This window comes from Clostridium sp. CM037 (assembly GCF_055081095.1).
The window spans coordinates 824271-848352 of record NZ_CM143650.1 but is presented as its reverse complement, the minus strand read 5'-3'; the positions used below and the strand labels follow the sequence as shown (position 1 = coordinate 848352).

At 31.0% G+C, this 24082-nt stretch carries 22 protein-coding genes; 6 read left to right on the top strand and 16 right to left on the bottom strand.

Annotation, left to right across the window (positions count from 1 at the left end):
- Nucleotides 1-50: 50 nt before the first annotated feature.
- The 7 genes from ACWJKP_RS04155 to ACWJKP_RS04125 all read right to left on the bottom strand — a co-directional run bounded on the left by ACWJKP_RS04155 (nucleotide 51) and on the right by ACWJKP_RS04125 (nucleotide 7980).
- The gene (locus tag ACWJKP_RS04155; RefSeq protein WP_165412692.1) at nucleotides 51-1133 is read right to left on the bottom strand and encodes a BMP family lipoprotein; all 1083 of its coding nucleotides are present in this window, start codon (nucleotides 1131-1133) and stop codon (nucleotides 51-53) included.
- A 274-nt stretch (nucleotides 1134-1407) separates the two neighbouring features.
- On the bottom strand, nucleotides 1408-2331 hold the full coding sequence (gene trxB / locus ACWJKP_RS04150; protein ID WP_165412691.1) for a thioredoxin-disulfide reductase: 924 nt from the start codon (nucleotides 2329-2331) through the stop codon (nucleotides 1408-1410).
- A 40-nt stretch (nucleotides 2332-2371) separates the two neighbouring features.
- Nucleotides 2372-3211 (bottom strand): DegV family protein, encoded by an 840-nt coding sequence (locus tag ACWJKP_RS04145; protein ID WP_165412690.1) that lies wholly within the window; start codon nucleotides 3209-3211, stop codon nucleotides 2372-2374.
- Between the two features lie 55 nt (nucleotides 3212-3266).
- Nucleotides 3267-3734, bottom strand: a complete 468-nt coding sequence (locus tag ACWJKP_RS04140) for a tRNA (cytidine(34)-2'-O)-methyltransferase (protein ID WP_165412689.1) — start codon at nucleotides 3732-3734, stop codon at nucleotides 3267-3269.
- Between the two features lie 133 nt (nucleotides 3735-3867).
- Nucleotides 3868-5430, bottom strand: a complete 1563-nt coding sequence (locus ACWJKP_RS04135; protein ID WP_165412688.1) for a MutS-related protein — start codon at nucleotides 5428-5430, stop codon at nucleotides 3868-3870.
- Between the two features lie 166 nt (nucleotides 5431-5596).
- The gene (locus tag ACWJKP_RS04130) at nucleotides 5597-6187 is read right to left on the bottom strand and encodes a response regulator (RefSeq protein ID WP_165412687.1); all 591 of its coding nucleotides are present in this window, start codon (nucleotides 6185-6187) and stop codon (nucleotides 5597-5599) included.
- Nucleotides 6184-7980, bottom strand: a complete 1797-nt coding sequence (locus ACWJKP_RS04125; protein ID WP_165412686.1) for an ATP-binding protein — start codon at nucleotides 7978-7980, stop codon at nucleotides 6184-6186. Before ACWJKP_RS04125 ends, ACWJKP_RS04130 begins: the two co-directional genes overlap by 4 nt.
- A gap of 302 nt (nucleotides 7981-8282) precedes the next feature.
- Here ACWJKP_RS04125 and ACWJKP_RS04120 point away from each other — a divergent pair, with 302 nt between their 5' ends.
- The 3 genes from ACWJKP_RS04120 to ACWJKP_RS04110 are packed head-to-tail and all read left to right on the top strand — an operon-like array spanning nucleotide 8283 to nucleotide 11571.
- A complete protein-coding gene (locus tag ACWJKP_RS04120; RefSeq protein WP_165412685.1) occupies nucleotides 8283-9425 on the top strand; it encodes a LuxE/PaaK family acyltransferase in 1143 nt (380 codons plus the stop codon).
- The gene (locus ACWJKP_RS04115; RefSeq protein ID WP_165412684.1) at nucleotides 9422-10771 is read left to right on the top strand and encodes an acyl-CoA reductase; all 1350 of its coding nucleotides are present in this window, start codon (nucleotides 9422-9424) and stop codon (nucleotides 10769-10771) included. The genes ACWJKP_RS04120 and ACWJKP_RS04115 overlap by 4 nt, the downstream gene beginning before the upstream one ends.
- A 29-nt stretch (nucleotides 10772-10800) precedes the next feature.
- Entirely contained in the window at nucleotides 10801-11571 is a 771-nt protein-coding gene (locus tag ACWJKP_RS04110; protein WP_462961425.1) for an SDR family NAD(P)-dependent oxidoreductase, read from the top strand.
- A gap of 86 nt (nucleotides 11572-11657) precedes the next feature.
- Here ACWJKP_RS04110 and ACWJKP_RS04105 read toward each other — a convergent pair whose 3' ends face one another.
- On the bottom strand, nucleotides 11658-12485 hold the full coding sequence (locus ACWJKP_RS04105; protein WP_165412682.1) for a Cof-type HAD-IIB family hydrolase: 828 nt from the start codon (nucleotides 12483-12485) through the stop codon (nucleotides 11658-11660).
- Nucleotides 12486-12569: 84 nt separating this feature from the next.
- A complete protein-coding gene (locus ACWJKP_RS04100; RefSeq protein WP_165412681.1) occupies nucleotides 12570-13922 on the bottom strand; it encodes a VanW family protein in 1353 nt (450 codons plus the stop codon).
- Nucleotides 13923-14096: 174 nt separating this feature from the next.
- Here ACWJKP_RS04100 and ACWJKP_RS04095 point away from each other — a divergent pair, with 174 nt between their 5' ends.
- On the top strand, nucleotides 14097-15137 hold the full coding sequence (locus ACWJKP_RS04095) for a M42 family metallopeptidase (RefSeq protein ID WP_165412680.1): 1041 nt from the start codon (nucleotides 14097-14099) through the stop codon (nucleotides 15135-15137).
- Between the two features lie 49 nt (nucleotides 15138-15186).
- On the opposite strand, the gene sleB is transcribed toward ACWJKP_RS04095, so the two are convergent.
- Nucleotides 15187-15903, bottom strand: coding sequence for a spore cortex-lytic enzyme (gene sleB / locus ACWJKP_RS04090; RefSeq protein WP_369811880.1), 717 nt, complete (start codon nucleotides 15901-15903; stop codon nucleotides 15187-15189).
- Nucleotides 15904-16341: 438 nt separating this feature from the next.
- Here sleB and ACWJKP_RS04085 point away from each other — a divergent pair, with 438 nt between their 5' ends.
- A complete protein-coding gene (locus ACWJKP_RS04085) occupies nucleotides 16342-18294 on the top strand; it encodes a YgiQ family radical SAM protein (protein ID WP_187351417.1) in 1953 nt (650 codons plus the stop codon).
- A gap of 88 nt (nucleotides 18295-18382) precedes the next feature.
- Here the strand turns inward: ACWJKP_RS04085 and ACWJKP_RS04080 are convergent, their stop codons facing one another.
- From ACWJKP_RS04080 to ACWJKP_RS04070, 3 genes are all read right to left on the bottom strand, one after another.
- Nucleotides 18383-19018: a hypothetical protein gene (locus ACWJKP_RS04080; protein WP_165412678.1), complete on the bottom strand. Its 636-nt coding sequence runs from the start codon at nucleotides 19016-19018 to the stop codon at nucleotides 18383-18385.
- 65 nt (nucleotides 19019-19083) lie between these two features.
- Complete coding sequence (locus ACWJKP_RS04075) at nucleotides 19084-19971, bottom strand: YegS/Rv2252/BmrU family lipid kinase (RefSeq protein ID WP_165412677.1); 888 nt, start codon at nucleotides 19969-19971, stop codon at nucleotides 19084-19086.
- Nucleotides 19972-20156: 185 nt separating this feature from the next.
- Nucleotides 20157-20588, bottom strand: a complete 432-nt coding sequence (locus ACWJKP_RS04070) for a CBS domain-containing protein (protein WP_165412676.1) — start codon at nucleotides 20586-20588, stop codon at nucleotides 20157-20159.
- A 232-nt stretch (nucleotides 20589-20820) separates the two neighbouring features.
- On the opposite strand from ACWJKP_RS04070, the gene pssA reads away from it, so the two are divergent.
- Entirely contained in the window at nucleotides 20821-21333 is a 513-nt protein-coding gene (gene pssA / locus ACWJKP_RS04065) for a CDP-diacylglycerol--serine O-phosphatidyltransferase (protein WP_165412675.1), read from the top strand.
- Between the two features lie 94 nt (nucleotides 21334-21427).
- On the opposite strand, the gene ACWJKP_RS04060 is transcribed toward pssA, so the two are convergent.
- From ACWJKP_RS04060 to sdaAA, 3 genes are all read right to left on the bottom strand, one after another.
- Entirely contained in the window at nucleotides 21428-21757 is a 330-nt protein-coding gene (locus ACWJKP_RS04060) for a hypothetical protein (protein WP_165412674.1), read from the bottom strand.
- Nucleotides 21758-21865: 108 nt separating this feature from the next.
- On the bottom strand, nucleotides 21866-22912 hold the full coding sequence (cax, locus tag ACWJKP_RS04055) for a calcium/proton exchanger (protein ID WP_165412673.1): 1047 nt from the start codon (nucleotides 22910-22912) through the stop codon (nucleotides 21866-21868).
- A gap of 268 nt (nucleotides 22913-23180) precedes the next feature.
- The gene (sdaAA, locus tag ACWJKP_RS04050) at nucleotides 23181-24071 is read right to left on the bottom strand and encodes an L-serine ammonia-lyase, iron-sulfur-dependent, subunit alpha (RefSeq protein WP_165412672.1); all 891 of its coding nucleotides are present in this window, start codon (nucleotides 24069-24071) and stop codon (nucleotides 23181-23183) included.
- Nucleotides 24072-24082 lie beyond the last annotated feature (11 nt).

Below are 24082 nucleotides of genomic sequence, written 5' to 3'. Positions count from 1 at the left end.
GTATACTAAAAACCATAAATCAGTAAATGAAAATTTTTATTTATTGATTTTTATTTAAAATCCATTGCTCCTTGTCTATTTACTGGGACAACTGTTTCTCCAGCTATAACTTTATCTTCATATTTTTTAACTTCATCTAAAACATCTTTTGGTACGTTTTTATTAGATGTATCAGCTATTCCTACGCCTTTTTCTTTTAACCCAAGATTAGTAACTGTACCGCCTTTAAATTCGTTTTTAATTTGAGCTTTAGCTTGATTGTAAGTTGCTGTATCAACTCTTTTTATCATACTTGAAAGTATAATATCAGAATACTGTGGAACTGTTAAAGATTGATCCATATCAACTCCTATAGCCCAAACTGTCTTCCCTCCATCTTTTAATTCTTTAGCCGCTTTAAATAAACCAAGACCAACTCCCGCTGCTGCATGATAAATTACGTCGCAACCGCCTTGATATAATGATTTAGATAATTCATAACCTTTTGCTGAATCATTGTAACTATCTGCATATTTTACAGTTGTTCCTGCACTCTTACCATCTATGCTCAATAATCCTTTTGCAGCTTCTGGATTAACTGCTTTAACACCAGCTGCAAACCCAACTTCAAATCTGTTTATTAATTCATTATCTTTTCCACCAATAAATCCAATTTTATTAGTTTTAGTCATTTTCCCAGCAATAATTCCCATTAAAAAAGATCCTTCTTGCTCTTTAAAAGTAATTGATGCTACGTTTGGAAGATTAACAACTGAGTCTATAATTGTAAAGTTTTTATCAGTATGAGTTTTAGCAACCTCTGTCATTGCATCTGCAATTTGATATCCAACAGCAAAAGTTAGATTTGAACCCTCTTCGACTAATGACTCTAAATTTGCTGAATAATCCTCTTTCTTTTGAGCTTCAAGAGCATGGTACGTGAAACCGTCTTCAGATTGCGCCTTTTTAACCCCTTCATCTGCTGATTGGTTAAATGCCTTGTCGTTTAATCCACCTTCATCAGTAGAAAGTCCTACAACGACAGTACTTTTTTGTGTATTTTTTACAGCTTCCTTCTTAGTTCCACAGCCAGCAAACAATGTTGTAACTATTGCCATTGATGTAAGTACTGCCACTATCTTTCTTTTATTCATAATAAATTCCTCCCTAAGTAATTAACTAATTAATTAAACCATATTATTGCTTCGCAGTATGTATTCTATAAAGATTAAAAAAATCCTTTTTATTTTAGAATATTTTTATTTGTAATCTTTATCTGATGCTAAAGTATATTATATGCTGTATATAGATTTTTTATTACTTGCCTATGTTTTTATTTAAACCTAATTATTACAATTTTAAAATAATTTTTTAGAAAGGACACTCATAACTGAAATTATGGGTATTCCTTCCGAATTTACAAACTAATTAAATCATATTTTCAATGTAATATTCAGCATGGGTAGATGCTATTGCCCCATCTGCTGCTGCTGTAATTATTTGTCTTAGTAATTTTGCTCTTATATCTCCTGCAGCGTATACTCCAGGTATATTAGTTCTCATTTCTTCATCAGTGATAATTTCGCCTCGCTCATTCATGGTAATCTTCCCTTTAAACAATTCCGAAATTGGAAGGTATCCTACAAATACAAAACATCCATCTGCTTTTAAATCGTGAGTTTCACCAGTTTTAGTATTTTTAAGTACTAATCCCTCCAAGCTTTCTTCGCCTTTAGCCTCCGTAACTACTGTATTCCAAACAAACTTTATTTTCGGATTATTAAAAGCTTTTTCTTGAAGTGACTTAGCAGCTCTGAGCTCTGCTCTTCTATGTATTACTGTAACACTTTTCCCAAATTTAGTTAAGTATATAGCTTCAGATATAGCTGAATCTCCGCCTCCTAGCACTACAATGTCTAAATCTTCAAAGAAGTCAGCATCACAAGTTGCACAATAAGAAACTCCTTTTCCTCTTAATTCTATTTCATTTTTAAATCCACCAAGTCTTGGGCTCGCTCCCGAGGAAATTATAATTGTTTTAGCCTTGTAAGTTTCTTTCATACATTTGATTAACTTAATGTCACCTTCGACCTCAACTTGCATAACCTCTTCTTTAACAAATTGTGTTCCAAATTCCTTCGCTTGCTGTTCCATTCGCTTGCTTAATGATGCTCCTGTACAATCTTCAATGGAGCCTGGGTAATTATCTATTTCATTAGTTGTAGCAACCTGTCCACCAAACTCTCCTCTTTCAATAATTAAAGTGTCCATTTTTGATCTTGATGCATAAATGCCAGCAGATAATCCTGCAGGTCCGCCCCCAATAATTATAGTATCATAAATATGTACCATACGCTTAACCTCCTCACTTTTTATTCACTTAGTAAAAATTTTAATATTCTTCAACGTAAAAAATGCCACAGGCACCTTCACCTGCATGTGTCCCCACAACGCATCCAACCGAGCATTCTATAAAGTCCATTTCACGTTCACTCATATGAGATCGTAAACTCCCTAGAATATCTCGGTCACTAGCTTGCAATAGAATACTTGTCTCTCCACTTCTATTCCCTGTTTGCTCTAAATTTTTCAAAATAGTTTTTATTGCTTTTTTGCTTCCACGAACTTTATCTATTACGGCCATTTCACCATCTTTTACAGTTAAAATTAATTTTATCCCGAGTAGCCCGCCTATCGCTCCAGCAGTTTTAGACAATCGACCACCTTTAACTAAATTATTTAACGAATCAAAAGCAAGCGCACTTTTCACATGAGGTATTGTTTGTTTAACTTTTTCTTCTATTTCAAATATATTACATCCCTCTTCTTTTAATTTACAGGCTTTTAAAACCAAAATTCCAAGACCTGATGTAACATTATAACTATCAATTGTGATAATATCTTCTGATGATAACATGCTTTTAGCCATACATGAAGATTGATAAGTCCCACTCATTTTTGAAGATAAATGAATAGAAACTATCTTATATCCCTCATCTAAATATTTTTTATAGCACTCATAGAATCTATGTGGGTTTACCTGAGTGGTCACAGGGAACTGCTCAGAATTATTCATTTTATATAAATATTCTTGTAAATTAATATCCTCGCCATCCCTGTAAGTTTTGTTTTCTATGTTCACGAGTAGTGGTAAAACTTCTATATTATACTTATCAATAATGTCTTTATTTAAATCGCACGTGCTATCTGTTATGATTTTAATCTTTTCCATTCCTATCTCCTTGTTCGTCTCTTGGGGATATAACAGTTGTTAATTGCTATGCACCTTATTTCATATTCTTAAATCCTATTTGCCTAAGTGCTTCATATGTCACAATAGCTACTGTATTGGAAAGATTAAGGGACCTAGTTGTACTATTTATCATAGGCACTTTTATACACCTTTCAGGATCGCTACCACGAACATTATCTGGAAGCCCTGATGACTCTCGGCCAAAAATTATAAAATCCCCGTCTTTATATTTTACATCTGAATATAATTTTGAAGCTCTTGTTGTAGAATAGTAGAAAGTTGACTCTTTATATTTTTCTCTAAGAGCTTCATATGTATCATGTATCTCTAAATCCAAATAAGGCCAGTAATCGAGTCCCGCTCTTTTAAGTTGCTTCTCCTCTAAACTAAATCCTAAAGGTTTTATAAGATGAAGTTTGCAATCAGTTAGTACGCAAGTTCTTCCTATATTACCAGTGTTTTGTGGAATTTCCGGTTGAAATAAAACTATATTTAAATTCACAATAAATCCTCCTTACCCTTCTTTTTCAGTATAAAACATATAAATATCTAAAACCATATTACCCTAAGTATAGCTAATAGTAAAGATGCAGCTAGTCTACATTCTCTGGGTTATATCATCACCTGTGGTGCTACTATAATAATTTTTCTATGGTCTCAGCTCTTTTAAACGATCTAGATATTATTTTCTTTGGATAACCCATGTACTCTAAAAGTTTTATAGCATTTCTTGTTTGAGAAACTCCTTTTTTTATCTTATAATCAAAACTTAATCCTTTACTCGTATCAACCTTTTCACTAAAATAATAAAACTCATAATTTTCTTTTAGAATGTTCACTAATTCTCTATCATGAGTCGCTACAATAGAAACAGATTTTCCATTGTTTATGTATGTTAGTATTTCCGCCGACATTGAAATTCTCTCTATTGGATTTGTACCCCTAAATATCTCATCTATTGGGCAAAATACAGCTGCATCCTTTTCTAGCGCTTTGATTATTCTAAGAATTGCTTCCGCCTCTGCCATATAGAAACTTTTTCCCTTTGTTAAATCATCATTAGGGCTAATTGATGTAACTATGTTAAAAAAAGGAGCTTCGTAACTTTTAGCCAAAACAAAATCAAAGCATTGAGCCAAAATTATATTTACCCCTAGCATTCTTAGAAAAGTCGACTTCCCTGCCATATTTGTGCCCGTAAGCACAATACCTCCATTTTCTATGTTAATTGAGTTTGCAACAGCCTTGTCTATAAGAGGATGTATTCCCTCTTCTATAGTTAACTTAACCTGCTTTATAAACTTAGGTTTTACATACTGCTCACCTAAATTATGCTTATAACCCGCGATAGAAATTAAGGCTTCTACTTCACCAACTGCACCGTAAAGGTCCATTAAAACTTCTTTTTCTTCTTTTATCCTATGAGATATAGAATAATAAGCAGTTTCTTCAAGGAGAAATATCACAGATATAAATTCAAACAATCCTTGCCACATATTTATAAATCCTATTAATCTTATGTTTCTATCTATATCCTTTACAGATTTAAGCATTATTGTTATCTTATCTTTATAATAAACAATATCTTTATTATTTATGCTTACAATTTTTTTAGCTGCCTTAATATTTTTTTGCAGATAAAAAATGCCATTAGATTTAATTTGCCTTACTTCTGAAGAGTTTATTAGCATATTAATAGACGCGATTCCAAACAAAACTATCATAAATTTAATATTCACAAATATCGCAAGCAAGATCGCTATTAATGGTAATATCTTTCCAATAAAAGTATAAATATAATATTTAGTTTTATTTATTATAAGGTCAGTTTCAATCATATCTAGAAAACTATTTTTTATATCACTACCTAATTCAAGGAAAATGCACTGAAGGCTTTCTCTTAATCTGTCATTTTCTTTAAATGACTGAATTAGTTTCCCCCTTTTTTTCAATTTTTCTTCCTTCATTAAAGGATTTCTAAGCATTGTGTATAAAGCGGCTTCTCCAGGGCTACTATATGCTCTATCCAATTTTTCGTACACCTTATTCATATCTAAATCGTCCCATGTTTGATTATCTAAGGTATATTCATCTTTTTTATGTATACTAAAAAACTTCTTAATCTTCTCAAAATCTCTTTTCTTATCCATATCTCCCTTATAATCACTTCTTATTGAATGTAAATACCTATTACTCATAGTAAAATACTCCTTTAGTTTTTTTTAAACTATTTCATCTAAACTACATTATAGCAAAATCCGATACATATTTCCAATGTTTATTATAAATAAATAAGTTCTGAACCCTTGATAATCAAGAGTTTCATAACTTTCATATACACTTAATCCTATATATGTAGAAGTCTTAAAATAATTTTGCTATAGCAGCAAATCTTTCAGCCTCTTTATAATTTTTCTCACACTGGTTACACTCCCCTATTAATCCATATATCTTGCCGTTGTATGGATTAATATAAAGTGCAGTTTTTAAACTTCCTAATGCTTGAGTACAATTACCTTTAGCCATTTGATTTTCAGCTTTATTAATATAATAGTTTTCATCCTTAACCCCTTCTATAAGTTCGGGCTTTATTTTAACTAAATCCTTTAGCAGTGAATCTATCCTTTTAACAGAAAAGGGTTTTTGAAGATAAGTTACAGCACCAAGTTTTGTACAATCTATAGCATTTTTCACTGTGGCAAAGGCTGTCATAATAATTACTGGACAAGATATATTCATAGATCGTATTTGTCTTAAAACCTCTGTACCAGTCATTTCTGGCATTCTAATATCTAAAAATATAAGATCTAAATCTTTCTTTTCTTCATTTATTATTTCGAGTGCATTTTTTCCATTACCTGTAGATATAACCTCACATCCTCGTGATTCTAAACATGTTGTTAACAGCACCCTTATATTTTTTGTGTCATCTGCAACTAAAATTTTACTTTTCATAACGCACGCCCCTTTTTATTTCTAGAAATAGGAAGGGTAAATGTAAAGATACTCCCCACATCAAGTTCACTTTCACACCATATAGTTCCCTTATGGGCATCCACTATTTCCTTGGCAATAGAAAGTCCAAGACCTACGCTCCCAGACCAATAATCATTACTTTTAATTTGCACGAATTTCTCAAAAACTTTATCTTTATATTCTGTTGGCATTCCTTCACCAGTGTCTTTGACAAATAAATGAACCATATTGTTTTTCAAATAAGAACCTATGGATATCACATCTCCTAAATTAGAATGTTTAAAGGAGTTTGAGACTAGGTTATTTAACAGCCATTCTAATTTTTCCTTGTCACCAAGGACAAGAGGAAGTTTCTTTTGTTCATAGTTCATTTTAATACCCAGAGATTTTGCTTGTGCCTCATAGGATTTACAACAATTTTCTATAATATTTTTAATATTACAAGGTTTAATATTAAAAATAGTTCTATCAGATTGAATACGAGATAACCGAAGAAGATTAGTCACTAAATCTGAAAGTTTTTCACCATCTTCTTTTATGGTGTCTAACACTGTTACTTGTTTTTCATTAAGCTTGCCAATATGTTTATCATGAATAAGTTCAATACCAATCATAATTGAGGTAAGCGGAGTTTTAAATTCATGAGATACAGTATCAATAAAATCTATCTTTATTTTTTCTAATTGTTTTAATCCAGTAACATTTTTCATCAAAATAACTACACCATCTATTCCTAAACTACTATCTTTAATTGGATTTACTGTAGTATTAAAAAAATATGTTTTTCCCTTTGTAGACACTTTTATAGTTTTCTCTTCATTTTGTAAGTTATTAATTACTGAAAAAACATGATCATAAAGATCAAGATTTCGAATACTATCTAAAAAATGTGTGTTAACCACTTCATTCTCTTTAATATTAAAAAAATTTTCACAGGACTTATTAAGAAGCATGATTCTAAAATTCACATCCAGCACTATTATTGGATCAGGAATACTTTTAACTATAGTAAGCGATCTATTTTTCTCTGCCATTAAAGAACCTTTACTACTTTTTTCATATTCAAAAAGCTTTCTAGTCATTTCATTAAATTCAGTAGCAAGCGTTCCTATTTCATCGTTATAAAATACGGGAGCTTGAGTGCTTAAATCCCCATTTTTAACGGATTGAATAGTACGGATAAGAGCTCTTATAGGCTTCAGTGCGCGATTTATATAAAAAATAGATATAATAAAGCCTATTATTATTATGGGAATAGATAATAGATTAACGCAAATACAAAAAAAGCTAACCTGCTTAACTTTAATTTTATCTTTAATTATAGTTTTTTTTCTAATTTCAACAATATCTCTTAGGTCTTTTTTCACATCATTAGCAGATAAAATTATTGATAAATTATGAGTTTTAATAGAATCAACGGTATTGGTTTTTGTATCAATTTGAGAATAGAGTTTTACAAATTTAAGATAGTTTGTATTGATTTTATCCATTAATATCTTCTCATTTAGATTTGTAACTCGGGCACTTTCCGTATTAAAATACATATAAAATTTTTGATTGTTGTCATAAAATAAATTAACGCCATTTTGGTAATTATTTTGAAATATTGCTTTAAGTTGATTATCAATGCATTCATCCATATTATTTGATGAATCTACAATTTTGTAACTATCCAGTTCAACATTATCTATTGATCTTCTTACTTCAAATATATTATAAATTGATACAGCACTAACTAAAGTAATAATTATAGTTAGAACTATGTAAAACACTGCAATTTTCCCTCTCAAAGTTTTAATAGAAAATCCCTCCCAATCAAGTAACTTTTTAGTGATTCAATGTATTTTATGGTTATATTTGTGAATTAGTCAACTAACACTCTACACATTAAATTGGATTAATTCTATGTAAAAGTAAGCATACCCTCTGTGAAGTTCCTATTTTGAACTATAGTAAGATAAATATTCTTAAAATATAAATTTAACAAACAACTAGTTTTCAACTATACTTCAATGCATACGGAATAAATATCCATTAGTTTATGATTTTCAATAGTAAAATAGGAGGGTACTTAATGAGTAAATATAATTATTTTAAAGATTTTAGAAGTAATGTTATAAATCAATATGAGCAATGCAGTGCATATAGGTTACTTTGTGACAATGAATCATATAATCCAAGCAGAGATCTAAATACAAAAGAGGATATTAATCATGTTCCTTTTATTGCAACCACCCTTTTTAAAAAGTCATCAGGGCTATATTCTAATCTTCTTAGAATAAATACAAAGAATCTTGAAAAGTGGACAGTTTCTAGTAGTACAAGCGGAGATCCTAGTGTAGTTGGAAGAAATCTTCCAGATCTTTTAAAAATCCAGGAATTGATGCGTTGCGATAAAAAGACACTTCGACCTCGATTTGATTATGAATGTGTTTTTTATCCAGAACCAGAAGTAATGAGAATGCATAATAGTGAAAATTTGTGTGATAAACCAACAGAGTCCTATATTGGAAACCTCCTTGATTTATTTGATTTTGGTAAAAGTACACTTTTCTTATTAAAGCCTTTTGAAGGTAATTTCCAAGTAGATATAGATGAATTTGAGAAGTTTATTACTAATCATAATAATAAAGAAGATTACCTTTTAGTTGGAGGGTCCACCCTAATATTTTATAATACTATTGAATATTTAATGGATAAAATGGAGCCTGTTAACCTTGGAAAGAATGTTTTAATTCATACTGGAGGAGGTGGTTGGGATGGTAGAAAGGGATCTGTAAATATTGGGAATAAAATTGAGAGATGGAGATTTGTAGAAACTGTATCACGTTTTCTCGGAGTACCGGAAGAAAATTTTATTGATTCATATTCTTTTACAGAAAATAGTTTCGTTATAACAGGTCATTATTCAAAGAAGCATAAGGATTATCTCTTCCATATACCTAGCTGGGGAAGAGTAATCATAAGAGATGTAAAGACTCTTAATCCATTAAATAAAGTTGGAAACAAAGGATTTATTCAAGTATTAAATGCATATGGTACTGATACTTTTGCAGGTGCATCCGTGCTTGTAGATGATATTGGAGAAATAGTTTCTACAAATAGATGCCCAGATTGTGGCAAAGATGAAATGACCATAAAAATTCTTGGAAGAGTTAAAGGAGCAGAGGCTAAAGGCTGTGGTGCAACACTTAATGTATCAGGGGGTAAAAAATGAGAATTGAATATACAGTAGGAAAGACAATTTTAGAAAAAGATATAAATGGGTTAAAGCTAGAATTAAATTGTACAGATGAAGAACAGATAATTAGCGAGATAAAAAGACTTAATTCAAATAAGAAAGCCGCTCATGATATATCTACAGAAAGAACTATAGAAACTTTAGATAAATGTGCTAAACTATGGCTAAATAGAGAATATTCTCAGAAACATATTGATGCTTTGGCTACAATAACCAATCAAAGTCCGCAACTTGTAGCCTATGAACTTGAAGGAAGTATGTCAATGCTTTTAAGAGAGAACATTGAAAAAGAAATTTTAGAAGAACTAGGTGATAGTGATGTACTTGATAATTGGGCAGAAACAAGCTATGGGTATTGCCATAGACAACCTAGAGGATTAATTTTCCATAACGTATCTGGTAATGCATTCATCGTAATACCTGTAAGTATTTCTATGGGCTTATTATCAAAGAATTGTAATATAGTTAAAGTATCAGGAGATGAACCATATTTTGCATATGCTTTTTATCAAAGTCTATGCGAAATTGATAGCAGTATAAAGGATAGACTTTCAGTAACTTATTTTGATAGTTCCTCCTCAAATATATATGAAACTTTAGTAAAAGAAAGTGATTGTGTAGTACATTGGGGCGGAGCATATTCTGGTGGAATAATGGCTGGATTATGTGCTAAACATCAAACACATCTTATTATGCATGGTCCTAAAATTAGTTTCGAGGTAATAGATGAAGAAAAAGACTTGGAAGTTGTTGCCCAAAATATAGGAAGCGATATTGTATTTTGGGAACAAAAAGCTTGTTTATCTCCAAGAATTATTTTTATAAATAAAGATATAGACAGGATTTTTTTTGCTTCTGAGCTTGCTAAGTCCCTAGAGAATTTATCAAGTGTTTTACCTAAAGCATACTTGAATCCATGGAACTCAGTAAAAACAATACAAGATAGGCAATATTGCTTATTGAAATATGGCCTGAAAAATGAAACAAAAGTATATTCTTCAAAGAATGCTGACTATACAGTAGTTTTAAATGAAACATTACCAGATAAAGAAGATATAGATAGATGCTTTAATAGATTTATTTTTGTTAGCCCTTATGAAAGTAAGGAAGAACTTTATAGTTATGTAGAAAAAAACATTAAAGATTACCTTCAAACTATGGGTTATAATGGATCTGATATTGAAATTATTGAAAACATGACTCAACTTGGAGTAAGCATTGTAACTAAGCCAGGTTTTATGTCTAGGCACTATCCAGGCACATCTCATGATGGAATGTTTAATTTACAAGAAATGACTTATGTAGTAAGCAGGCAGCTGTAATGACAATTCTCTATATGGAGGTAAACTAAATGAATTTTAAAGATAAGAATATTATACTCACAGGTGCCTCTTCGGGTATAGGCAATGAGGTATTAAAAAGATTAGGTGTGTATAATGCAAATGTAATAGCAGTTGGTAGAAATGTAGAAAAAATAAATAACTTCGGAGCCTATGTAATACCATATTCCTGTGATGTATCTAATAAGGAAGAGATGGATAAGCTGTTTGAATATGCAATAGCTACTTTAGGTCATGTGGATATATTTATAGCTAATGCAGGTTTTGCCTATTGTGAAGAAATACTTGAGCCAGATTGGGGTCACATTGAAGATATATTTAAAACTAATGTAATTTCCCCTATTTATGCTTTTGAAAAAATGAAAAAACTCAATAAAAGAAAAGAATATCATGTAGCCATTACCTGTTCGGCTGTTAGCAAAGTCCCTTTACCAGGATATTCCTTATACTGTTCTACTAAAAGTGCAATAGATGGCTTTGGACGCGTCCATAATTATGAAATTAGAGATAAAGGCAGACTTTCACTAATTTATCCTATTGCTACAAGTACTAACTTTTTTAAAAGAGCTGGAGATAAAGCACCAGTACCTTGGCCAGTTCAGACACCAGATAAAGTTGCGGAAAGCATAATAAAAGGTATTGAAAAAAACAAAAAATCTATATATCCATCAAAGGCTTATGCAGTCACCCTTGGCCTTAATAGAATATTACCCTTTTTATATCCCATTTATGCTAGAATTCAAGCAAAAAAATTTATTAAATGGATAGAAAATAAAGCCTAATCATTGAAGTTGACTGGAATAACTTCCTACAACTCAAAATTAGCCTTTCATTCCACTCTTTCAAGGATGGAATGAAAGGCTTACCATTACACTTCTAGCACAAATTTCTCAATAACCTTCGCTACTCCATCGTTATTATTAGTATCAGTAATATATTTTGCAGCTTCTTTCACGAACCCATCTCCATTTCCCATAGCAACTCCAAGTCCTGCAATTTTAATCATAGATAAGTCATTTTCACTATCTCCTATACAAATAACCTGTTCACGATTTATTCCATAATAATCAGCTAAAATCTTAACCGCATTTCCCTTTGATACTCCCTTATTTGTTACTTCAAAATTATCGAAATGAGAGCTTACCACTTCAAAATTATCCATATCTCTTAATGATATTTTTGCTTTTCGGATTTTTTCTGTATCCTCATCTACCCCTATACCTTTAAAAATTTCAGTTTCATATTTCTTAAATATCTCATTCCACTCCTTCACGAGCACTACTTTGATCTGCTTATCCTTTGGTAGTGTTTTATTAACTCCCGCATAAAAAGATGTAGAATATGTTAAATTTTCCGTAAAAATCATGTCTTTGGTATAAAAATGCGGATAAATCTCATACTTTTTAAACACAGATAGCAGCTTTTTGCATTTTTCCACACCTAACGCTTCATTGTAAACTACTTCATCTCTATCTTTTTCTCTGATATAAGCACCATTCGCAGCTATTACCGGTGATTTAACTCCCAAGAGATCCGAGAAAAAATCAGCAGAGGCAAAAATTCTTCCCGTACATACTGCAATCTTTACGCCCTTTTTATTAGCTAGCCTTATAGCGCTAAGATTCCTTTCACTAATAGTTTTTTTATCATTTAGAAGCGTACCATCCATATCTATACATATCAATTTGTAATCCATATTTTTCATTCTCCTTCTTAAGTTTTTTTTATTAAATCATCTTCTGAAATGTCATTAAGAAGAGAACATAACGTTAATTAAACGTTATGCTCTCTTCTTAGTACCAACTTTTATAGTTCCATTAATAACGTTGAATGTATCATTATTTATAACCTGTGTACCAATTAGCTTACCATTTTCATAAGTTTTTCTACACACTTTGACTTTAAATCCTGCATAACCCGTCTTAACAATTTCTTTTTCACCCTCGTACTTAGTTGGATCTTGTATTATTTCGGTCTTTGGCTGAGTAACTTCCAATACTTCACTTACAATTTCATAAGATCTTTTAGTTAATGTGGAATTAGAATAAATGTTAAATGAGAGATTTCTGTTTGATATAACACCTTCAATGTATATTGGATACTTAAATGTGTTTTTAAACTTATAATCTAGATTGCCATAATCAACTGTAGCATCTTGTCCTTTTGGGATATAACCCGAAGAAATTGTATGATGAATTCTTTCTACAGAAAGAATTTCAGTTGTAAGCATTGCATTATACAGAGTAGATGAAACCTGGCATATTCCCCCACCTAACCCTTGCTCTAATCTATCTCCAACAATTACCCCAGCGGTTTTATATCCTCTTGCTGCAGTTCTCTCTCCTACAATTCCATTAAAGCTAAAGACATCTCCTGGCATAAGTAGTGTCCCATTTATACTTTTAGTAGACAACTCTATATTTGTAGCTCTGCCTTCTTGTGAACTTGCAAAGTTCGTACTATAGCTTGAAATTTTTGTATTTATCGCATTTAAGGAAGCTTCCGTAACTTTAGGACTTAATTTCTTTACTGGAGCCGTGATACTTATATCAACTCCCGAGAGAAGACCATTTATTTTACTTTTAATTTCTTTTTTCAATTTTACTGATTCTAACTGCTTTCCATAAGCGTCACTTGTAACATTAAAGTTTCCACTGCTAACCATAGTTATAGTTGCATTTACTGGATCTTTATTTATATCTTTTGTCATTTCCTCTAATACTTTATCAACAGCCTTATCATTATATTCAAAGGTCAGCTTTATTTGCTTATCATCAGGATTTTTAATAGCTTTATATCTTTGTAACATATTCATGTCACTTCCATAGCTCATTGCCTGCTTTATAGCTTCATCAATATTATATTTTGCGTCTAGCATTGAATAGTCCAAGGTATATTTTTTATCTTCATTTACTATTGTAATTTTTTTCTTAATCACCTTACTTGAGTACTTTTCCTTCATTATTATTTGGGCCTGTTCCTTAGTTTTACCTGTTAAGTCTTCATTTTCTATTTTGATTTTAGGCAAAATCAAAGAATCCCATTGTTTTACTTTAAAATAAGAGTAGCTAGTAAATATAATTGCACCTAACAACACTAAAATTCCTAATACTATAATTGCTTTTTTCTTCATATGTAATCTCCTTTTCTACTCAAGCATATTATACTACAAGGAAGCTAATATTCCTATACTTTCCCCCTATTCACTCTTGCTTATTTGTTAACTTAGCTTAATATTTCAGTTCCAATCAAGTGCCTTTTATGGTAAAATTAAACTTATACTAATTCCATTTTAAGGAGTGATAATATGAATTATAATGAAGATAAAATTAAATACTATTTAAAGAACATTTTATCAATATCTAGTCCTTCAGGTTATACACAAAAAATTATGGACTATATAAATGATGAGCTTAATATTCTAAACGCACCCCATTTCATTACTAATAAAGGTGCAATTGTAATCACCTTAAAAGGCAAAAATAACGATTACCAAAGAACACTTTCTGCTCATGTGGATACACTTGGTGCAATGGTTAAAAATATTAATTCCAGTGGTTCTTTAGCATTAGATCCTATAGGTGGATACATGATGAATTCAATAGAAGGTGAAAACTGCGCCATAGAAACTATTGATGGCAAAACCTTCACCGGAACTATCCATTGCACAAAACCTTCAGTGCATATTAGTGGTAATGATGCTCGTGAACTTAAAAGAACCCCTGAAAACATGGAAGTAATTCTTGATGAAAAAATTTCTTCAAAAAAAGAAGTGGAGGAATTAGGCTTAAGCGTCGGTGATTTCATTTGCTTTGATGCGAGAACACTCTTTACCGAAAAAGGTTTTATAAAATCTAGGCACCTAGATGATAAGGCTTCAGTTGCAATTCTCCTTTATGCTATAAAACACATAGTAGAAAATAACATTGAACTTCCATATACAACTAATATATTTATTAGTAATTATGAAGAAGTTGGACATGGAGCTTCTGCATCAATTCCAGAAAATACTAAAGAGTTTGTATCAGTAGATATGGGTTGCCCTGGTCTTGATCAAAATTCATCTGAGTATAGTGTTTGTATTTGCGCTAAAGACTCAACAGGCCCTTATGATTTAGATCTAAGGAAAAAATTAACAAATATATGCAAAAAAGAAAACATAGATTATAAAATAGATATTTATCCACACTATGGTTCTGATGCTTCTGCTGCTCTAATAGCTGGATGGGATATTAAAACAGCTTTAATTGGTGCCGGTATTTTCGCTTCACATGGATATGAAAGGACTCATATGGATTCCATATTGTCTACTCTAGATCTAATAATTAAATATTGCATGCAAGAATAATGCATATAAAATAGTAGTAGAAATTTTCTACTACTATTTTATGATTATTCTAGCTACAAAACCTATGTTTACCAATTACTTTTATAAGTGTGCGTGACCATATCCACTTATTAGTAGCCGTTGCAGGATTAAAATAGAATACTGCTCCATCTGAGGGGTCCCATCCATTTATTGCATCCCTTGCAGCCCTTACGGAGCTTTCTTCAAGTTTTGCATTTATTTGTCCATCGACTATAGCTGTGAATGCCCCTGGTTGATAAATTACTCCCGCTATTGTAGCCGGGAATCTTGCATCTCTTGTTCTGTTTAAAATTGTTGCTCCAACAGCCACCTGACCTTCATAAGGTTCTCCTCTAGCCTCCCCATTTATGAGCATAGCTATTAAATCCACATCCTTATTATTTGTTACGTTTTGGCCGGAAGCTGATCCACCTGGAGTTGATGTACTAACCGAAATACCCATGGCCGCAAGTGTTTGTTTTCCTGCAATTCCATCTGCATCTAATCCATTACTACCTTGAAATGCCTTAACAGAAAGATATGTATTGTACCCATATATTCCATCAACACTATCCTTATGGTATCCCCATTGTTTTAGTTTAGTTTGAATTTGTTTAACTTGTTCACCACGCGCGCCATATTTGTAAACCTGTGCCATAACTTTCATACTAGAAATATTAAGGTAAATTTCATTTGCAAAATATGTAATTAAAACTATCATAACCACAGCACTACATCTTTTAAATAATTGCTTTTTACTCTTCAAATTAATTCCTCCTTAGAAAACAATCTATAAATTTCATTAACATTAATAGTTTGTTCTAAATTCCAAAAAAAATACACTATGCTACTATAATCTAATTAAGTAACACAGTATATTTTTAGAATTAAATTTCTGCATTATAATATTTAAAATACTCTAGTGAGTTATCTTTTATTATTACCTTAAAATGCTTATTTTTTCTTAAAATTCGACATTTTATAATCACAATCTAACATTTATAAACTTTTACAGTTCATATTTTTCAATAGTTATGTTAATATTATTAAATACAGTTAATACAAGACAACTAGCTTTAATTTGAGAGTTGGAAATTGAGGGTTATGGTTGGTATTTATGAAAACCTGAAAAATATTAAACTATATTTTAAACTCGCAACTTTCCACTATCAATTCTCAACTAGTCTATTAGGAGGATTAAATGATATCAAATAAACAATTTTTACCTATTAGCATGAATGATTTGAAAGAAAGAAATATATCTCAATTAGATTTTATAATAATTACAGGGGATGCATATATTGATCATCCCTCCTTTGGAACTGCTATAATCGGAAGAACCTTAGAAAGAGAAGGCTTTACCGTAGGTATTATCGCCCAGCCTAATTGGGAAAGCGTTGATGATTTTAGAAAACTTGGAAAACCTAAATATGCATTTATTATAAATTCAGGTAATATAGATTCTATGGTTAATCACTATACTGCAGCAAAGAAAAAAAGACACACTGATCTTTATTCACCAGGTGGCAAGTCAGGTCATAGACCAGATAGAGCAGTAATTGTGTATTGTAATCGCGCTCGCGAAGCTTTTAAAAATGTTCCAATTATAATTGGTGGAATAGAGGCCAGCCTTAGGCGGTTTGCCCATTACGATTATTGGGCTAATAAAGTAAGACGGAGCTTATTAATTGATGCTAAAGCAGATTTACTAATCTATGGTATGGGTGAAAAAACCATAGTTGAAATGGCTAATCTTTTCAAGTATGGCATGAGTATTGATAAAATGACTACCCTTCGTGGAACTGTCTACGCTTCAAAAGATATTAGTGAACTTAAAGACTTTATAGAGGTACCTTCTTTCGAAACTGTTTCCACTGATAAAAATGCTTATGCAGAAAGCTATAAATTACAGTCTTTGGAACAAGATGACATAAGAGGAAAAGTAGTAGCACAAAAACATAATGATCGATATGTAGTACAAAATGCTCCTCAAATTTCTTTAACGCAAAATGAAATGGATATAACTTATGGTTTGCCGTACACTAGAACATATCATCCTATATATGAAGATAAGGGCGGTATTCCTGCAATAATTGAAGTTGAATTTTCTATAACCAGCCATAGAGGTTGTTTTGGTAGCTGCTCATTTTGTGCTTTAACCTTTCATCAAGGTAGAGTTATTCAAAATAGAAGCCAACACTCTATTATAGATGAAGCAAAGCTTTTAACTACCTTAAAAAATTTCAAAGGATACATTCACGATATTGGTGGACCTACTGCAAATTTTAGACATAGAGCTTGCAAAATCCAAGAAAAAGTAGGTGTATGCCGAGATAAACAATGTATGTTTCCAACTCCATGTAAAAATCTTATTATCGACCACACTGAATATCTGGATTTATTAAGAAAAGTTAGAGTAATTCCAAACATTAAAAAAGTTTTTATTCGTTCTGGAATAAGATATGACTATTTAATTTTTGATAAAAACCCTAAGTTTTTTGAAGAATTGTGTGAACATCATATTAGTGGGCAATTAAAAGTAGCACCTGAACACATAAGCGACAAGGTACTAGACCAAATGGGAAAATCAAAGCAAGAAGTATTTGACCGTTTTGTTAAAAAATATTCGCAGACAAATAAACAATTGGATAAAAATCAATTTTTAGTTCCATACTTTATGTCAAGCCACCCTGGTTGTGACTTAAATGAATCAATTAAATTATCAGAATATATAAAAGAAATGGGATATACTCCAGAACAGGTCCAAGACTTTTACCCAACACCCGGGAGTTTATCTACCACAATATTTTACACCGGAATTAATCCTTTCACGAATGAGAAGGTTTATGTTCCAACTGAGCAAAAAGAAAAAAATATGCAAAGGGCTCTGATGCAATTTAAAAATCCAGATAACTATAATATTGTAAAAGAAGCGCTAATAAAAGCTCATAGGGAAGATTTAATTGGGTTTGATAAAAAATCACTAATACCACCAAGACCAATGAAGGTAAATACTAATGCCAAATTTAAAGGGAATAAAAATTCTAAAGTAAATCCTTTAAAGACCGCGTCAAAACCCGTTTCAAATACTACTTCAACAACCGTTTCAAAAACTGACTCAAAAATTAGTCCTAGCAAAAAAAGAACTAGAAAATAAAAAAGCATATATGACTACAAACTTATTTGTAGTCATATATGCTTTTAAAATTTTCACCTGCGTTGCTATAACATTAACGATTTTGCCTTTACTTTTTAAACTTTATTAAACCATAATCTATGGTTATAATCCAAGAAATATCGCCTAGCAATAACCATGGGAGATTTCCATTTATTGAAGTTAGAATTACTGAAATAATTGTAACAATAGAAGATATTATTATTATTGCTGCTCCTAGTTTATTAGAATATGTTTTGTTAAATAGTTCTATACCTTTAATAATAAAAACCGAATTTATTATAAGTAGTCCAATATAACAATAATCTTCTAGTTGTAATTCTATAATGTATCCACAAAGGGTTGATATATTAATATCTGAAGCAGATTTATATATCATAATGCAGTATACTACAGACAACATTAAGCAGATAAATAAAATCTTTTTAAGTTTAATTTCATTGTTTCTTGCAAATATAAACACTGAAATAACGCCACATATTGGTATGCTAAGTAAATTTGTGAATACTAAAGGTTTTAATAAATATAAATAATTTTGATTTTTTATAACGCAAAGGATTATTAAAGCTATGTATCTAAACGTCATTAAAATTAAAGCAATAACACTAATTATTTTAATTTTTTTAGGTGCATAAATCAAACTAGAAATTATACCTTCATACAATAAAAAAAACACTATCAACAGCAGTAAAAAATATATACTCATTCATATACTCTCCTAAAATTGCTACTATTAATATTTATTAATTTATATTTGATATTATGCTTAATTTACTTTATTTTAGTACCTAATATAGATATTCCACCTTTTTCACATTCTATAAGGAGTGGGAAATCGGGTCCTCTTTCTCCATCTATATCTGTACCAATATCTTCAAAGCATTCTATTTCTAATCTATCAGTCTTAAAATAAACAATTCCTTCTATATTTTCTAAGTGCTCATTTCGAATCATTTTAATAAAAATATTTAAGATATTCTTCATGTTTCCAGCCTTTATAATAATTACATCTAAAAGTCCATCGTCCACTTTAGCTTTATATGCAAATTTTAAATTTCCTGCAGTTTGTCCATTGAACACTAACATTAAATACATATTTCCATCAAAAGAAACTTCATCTGAGCTAACTTTTATTTTTAGTTTTCTAAAATTAGGTAATTGTTCAATTCCTTTTATATAGTATGCGAGTTTTCCTATAGTGTTTTTTAGATCCATATCCATTTTTTGTGATATATCTGTAAATAAACCCGCACTCGCTACATTTAGAAAATATTTATCATTTATTTTTCCTATATCTATTTTTTTTGCATCGCTTGTTAATATTTGATTGCATGCCTTCTCAACATCTTGAGGCATTCCCATATAATTTGCAAAATCATTTGCAGTACCTGCGGGAAGAATTGCTATAGGTAAATCAATATTCTTTTTTTTCATCTCATTTACTACAGTATCTAAAGTTCCATCTCCACCTGCTATTAAAATGTATTTGTAATTTGGGTCTATATCAAAAAAAGCATCTGATATAGGATTTTCATTACATATTCTATATGGCACTATCGTGTGCTTATATTTTTGATGAATCATTATTATCTTATCTAAATCTGATGCTATAGTATTTTCTCCAGAATATGGATTATAAATAAATTTTACCTTGTTCATTACATTCTCCCCTATTTCCCGTTTAAATTTGGTATGTTATTTATAAACATTATACCTCTTTGAAAATGAATCCACAAGATTTACCTTTCCTGTGGATTTTTAGTTAATAAAATAAAAATCAATAGTAATATAACATATATTTACGCTAATAAATTACATTTTTTGTTTATTTTTTAACATTCTCATTAAATATTCTGTGTGCATGGGATAGAAATATCACTGAGTACATCCCTAGCCTCTTCATGAAGCCTTGGTTCTAATGCCACATCTCCTAATGAAACCATCCCAACTAATTGATCTTTTGCCGTTATTGGTAGCCTTCTTATTTGCCTTTCACTCATAATCCTAATAGCATCATCCACATTCATATTCTGATCTCCTACTACTGGGTTAGAAGTCATAATATCTCGAACTTTTTGCATTTTTACATCCTTGCCTTCTGCCACGCATCTAAGTATTATATCCCTATCCGTTACAATACCAATCACTTTCTTCTCCTTTGTATTTACAGGAATTGATCCTATATTATGTTCTTTCATAAGCTCGGCTGCATGCTTTGCAGTATCATCTACAGATAAACTTAAAACGTCCTTAGTCATTATTTCAGAAACTTTCATTTTATATTCCTCCTTCTTAATTTTTTATGTTAGATAAAGATTATTAATATTTTTATTTTAACCATAAATAAATGTTAATATTAATATTTTTTTATTATATTTTCCCTCGATCACCGAAAAATAAAATTTATGATTTTCATACTTAAATATTTCTATAATATGATGTATAATTTGAAGTATGATTTTATATTAATATATTAGTGAAATTTTATTATTTTAGGAGTGATATTTAGTGAAGAAATCCTCTATACCCAATATTCTTACTTTTGGAAATTTAATTTTTGGTTTATTATCCTTGCTAATGACTTTTCAAGCTAATTACAAATTATCTGTAATTTTTATATTATTAGCTGGTTTTATGGATAGATATGATGGCCAAGTAGCACGCTTTTTACAAGTATCTAGCGCTTTAGGAAAAGAATTGGATTCATTAGCTGATCTAGTATCTTTTGGCGTTGCACCTTCTTTGCTTATATATAATTTATATAATTTCATTTCCTTAGGCTATTTGGGTTATATTTGTTTTTTAGTTTTCCCTGTAGCTGGTGCATATAGACTAGCACGATATAATAACTCTAAATTTAATAATGTTTATACTGGTATCCCTATTACTATTTCTGGAATGCTTTTAGCACTCTATGCTTTCGTGACTTTAAATTCTCCACACAAATTCCCTCTTACTATTATTATAATATTTATACTCTCTTATCTTATGGTAAGTAAATTTCAAATAAAAAAAGTGTAAGAAATATAATATTTCTCACACTTTTCCAACGACATCTCAGAAGGAAAGTCCACAATTTTATACAGGAGATAATTAATAGCTCAGCAGGAGATAATTAATCTTTTAACCTTAGCTCCTCGTCAATCTCTGTTTCTATATACTCTGTTTGAATCTTGCAGTTCATAACTTCGGTCTTAATTTTGCAATAAGACATATAACTATAACTCGCATCGTCTAGCACCTTTATTGTTTCGTCTATAATGTCCCCCAAATTATCAGCTCTTTTTAATGCATCCTTAACCTCACTTTTTTTAGATAGTGCGATTTTATTTAATTCATCTGCTCCACCTATTAATAGCCTATAAGAACTAACTAGTTTAGTTAAAATATCTGCTAAATTATTTACATCATCGTAATAATTCTGAATTACTCTTCTATGTGCCAAATAATCACCTTTTAGTTTAATTATATTATTATATATAACTATTTATGCTTAGGTGCATTAAAATAAATAACAAGTCAAAGGTGTGACTTGTTATTTATCTGAATTTACCTAGACAATATAATAATATGCTAAAGTAATTATGATATAGGTAGTAATTAAAATACTTCCTTCTAGCCAATAGGTTTTTCCATCTTGAAAGACTAAAAAAGACATACCTACAGCTATACTACACATTATTATGTGAAAGGTTGGAAATAGAAGTGTCATATTTAACCCCATAAAACAAGAAAATATTACAAGCACAGGGGTAACAAAAAGTGAAATTTGGATGCTTGATCCTATAGCTGTTTCTAAGCTCATATCTACCTTATTTTGCATTGCACACATTATTGTAGAAACATTTTCTCCTATATTGCCCAAAAGTGGAATTAAAATTATACCTATAAACTCTTGGGATATATTATAGTTTTTAGTAAACTCTCTAATGTTATAAATTAGCTTATCACTTATAAAATAAAGTAATACAGATATACAAATTAAAATCATTACACTTTCAATAACTTTTTTATTCACGACAACTTTTTTTTCTTCTTTATCCACGCTTACAACAAACAAATTGTTATGAGTATACAATGAGAATATTAGTCCTAATATATAAATACCTATTAGTAAAAAAGCAACTTTCACACTTATGGATATAAGTACCGAGTCCTTAACTACAGAGTATCTATTTAATGTTGCTATAACTACCATGGAGGACAAGGCCAATAGTAACATATTGAAATTTGTTCGTGCTATTATCCTATTGAAATTCTGCTGCCTGAACTTAAATCCTCCAAACACTACCGCAATTCCAAGACCCAAAAGCATATTGTTTACAATTGACCCAATTAAAGAAGCTTGAACCATAGGTATCATTCCATACTTTATTGACCATATTCCCATCATCAGCTCTGGAACATTGCCTACTGTAGCAGCTAAAAGCCCCCCTTTTTTTTGCCCTATATAATCTGAAATGCTAGTGGTTTGATCTCCTAGTAGAATAGCTAACGGAACTATAGCTATAGAATATATTATTGTATTTATTAAACTTGAAGAAGTGCTTATAAACATTAATGCAATTACACCGATTATAAAAATGTAGGTTTTTTTCATTCACAACACCAAACTATCATTATTTTGTACTTTCATTTACGTATTCTTCATCAATCTCCTCAAAAATATCTTCATTAATATTTCTGTATGTGTTATACACTTCATTTTCTTCTGTGCACCGCTGCATTTCTATCCCTCCCTTTAATTAGTTATCTCCTTTATTATTCTATTCATTATGATTTTAAAGGTTACTTTACTAAGTGATGTGATATACAAAAATAGGGACATCCCGTTTAGGATATCCCTCTCTTAACTTCCAACAATATATTTATTTAAGCGCACCTTGTTTTAATAATATTTTTTTTGCAAGTTCGAGTCCTGTAGGCGTAGTTGCAAGCCCGCCCATAGCTGTTTCTCTTAATTCACAAGGTAATTGTTTTCCCACCTTATACATGGCAATTACTGTATCATCAAAAGGTATTCTACTTGTAACCCCACTCATAGCCAAATCTGCAGTAGTCAAAGCACTTACTGCACCTGCTATATTTCGTTTAGCACACGGTACCTCAACCAAACCTGCGACAGGGTCGCATACTAGTCCTAATATGTTTTTTATAACAATAGCAGCTGCATTTAGTGCCATAGCGGGAGTACCACCCATCATTTCCACTACAGCTGCTGCTCCCATTGCAGCGGCAGAACCACATTCAGCCTGACATCCACCTTCAGCTCCTGACATTGTAGCATTTTTAGCTATTATAATTCCTACTCCAGAAGCTGTGAATAACGCATTAATTAGCTCATCTTCAGTTTTATTTAACTTCTCTCCTGCTGTAATAATTACTGCAGGAAGTATTCCACAAGACCCCGCTGTCGGCGCAGCGACTATTTTTCCCATGGCTGCATTCACTTCTGAGCAAGAAAGAGCTCTCGCCATTGCTTTTATCATAAATTCACCTGTCAGTGTATTTCCCCCCTGCGCATACCTATTCAGTCTAATTGCATCCCCACCTATTAATCCACTAATAGATCTAGTTTCATTTGTAAGCCCATATTCCGCAGCTTCTCTCATTATATTTAGATTTTTCCTCATCTTTTCAACAATTTCACTACGCGTAAATCCACTTTCTTCTTGTTCACACCTTATTGTATATTCCGAAATCGGTATATTTTTCTCTTCACATACACTTAAAAGTTCTATCCCTTTGTTTACAAACATATTATTTCCTC

Excerpts from the sequence above, each read along its gene's own strand:
- ACWJKP_RS04155 (WP_165412692.1), bottom strand. The coding sequence starts at position 1,133 with ATGAATAAAAGAAAGATAGTGGCAGTACTTACATCAATGGCAATAGTT.
- trxB (WP_165412691.1), bottom strand. The coding sequence starts at position 2,331 with ATGGTACATATTTATGATACTATAATTATTGGGGGCGGACCTGCAGGA.
- ACWJKP_RS04145 (WP_165412690.1), bottom strand. The coding sequence starts at position 3,211 with ATGGAAAAGATTAAAATCATAACAGATAGCACGTGCGATTTAAATAAA.
- ACWJKP_RS04135 (WP_165412688.1), bottom strand. The coding sequence starts at position 5,430 with ATGAGTAATAGGTATTTACATTCAATAAGAAGTGATTATAAGGGAGAT.
- ACWJKP_RS04130 (WP_165412687.1), bottom strand. The coding sequence starts at position 6,187 with ATGAAAAGTAAAATTTTAGTTGCAGATGACACAAAAAATATAAGGGTG.
- ACWJKP_RS04120 (WP_165412685.1), top strand. The coding sequence starts at position 8,283 with ATGAGTAAATATAATTATTTTAAAGATTTTAGAAGTAATGTTATAAAT.
- ACWJKP_RS04115 (WP_165412684.1), top strand. The coding sequence starts at position 9,422 with ATGAGAATTGAATATACAGTAGGAAAGACAATTTTAGAAAAAGATATA.
- ACWJKP_RS04110 (WP_462961425.1), top strand. The coding sequence starts at position 10,801 with ATGAATTTTAAAGATAAGAATATTATACTCACAGGTGCCTCTTCGGGT.
- ACWJKP_RS04105 (WP_165412682.1), bottom strand. The coding sequence starts at position 12,485 with ATGGATTACAAATTGATATGTATAGATATGGATGGTACGCTTCTAAAT.
- ACWJKP_RS04100 (WP_165412681.1), bottom strand. The coding sequence starts at position 13,922 with ATGAAGAAAAAAGCAATTATAGTATTAGGAATTTTAGTGTTGTTAGGT.
- ACWJKP_RS04095 (WP_165412680.1), top strand. The coding sequence starts at position 14,097 with ATGAATTATAATGAAGATAAAATTAAATACTATTTAAAGAACATTTTA.
- ACWJKP_RS04080 (WP_165412678.1), bottom strand. The coding sequence starts at position 19,018 with ATGAGTATATATTTTTTACTGCTGTTGATAGTGTTTTTTTTATTGTAT.
- ACWJKP_RS04075 (WP_165412677.1), bottom strand. The coding sequence starts at position 19,971 with ATGAACAAGGTAAAATTTATTTATAATCCATATTCTGGAGAAAATACT.
- ACWJKP_RS04070 (WP_165412676.1), bottom strand. The coding sequence starts at position 20,588 with ATGAAAGTTTCTGAAATAATGACTAAGGACGTTTTAAGTTTATCTGTA.
- cax (WP_165412673.1), bottom strand. The coding sequence starts at position 22,912 with ATGAAAAAAACCTACATTTTTATAATCGGTGTAATTGCATTAATGTTT.
- sdaAA (WP_165412672.1), bottom strand. The coding sequence starts at position 24,071 with ATGTTTGTAAACAAAGGGATAGAACTTTTAAGTGTATGTGAAGAGAAA.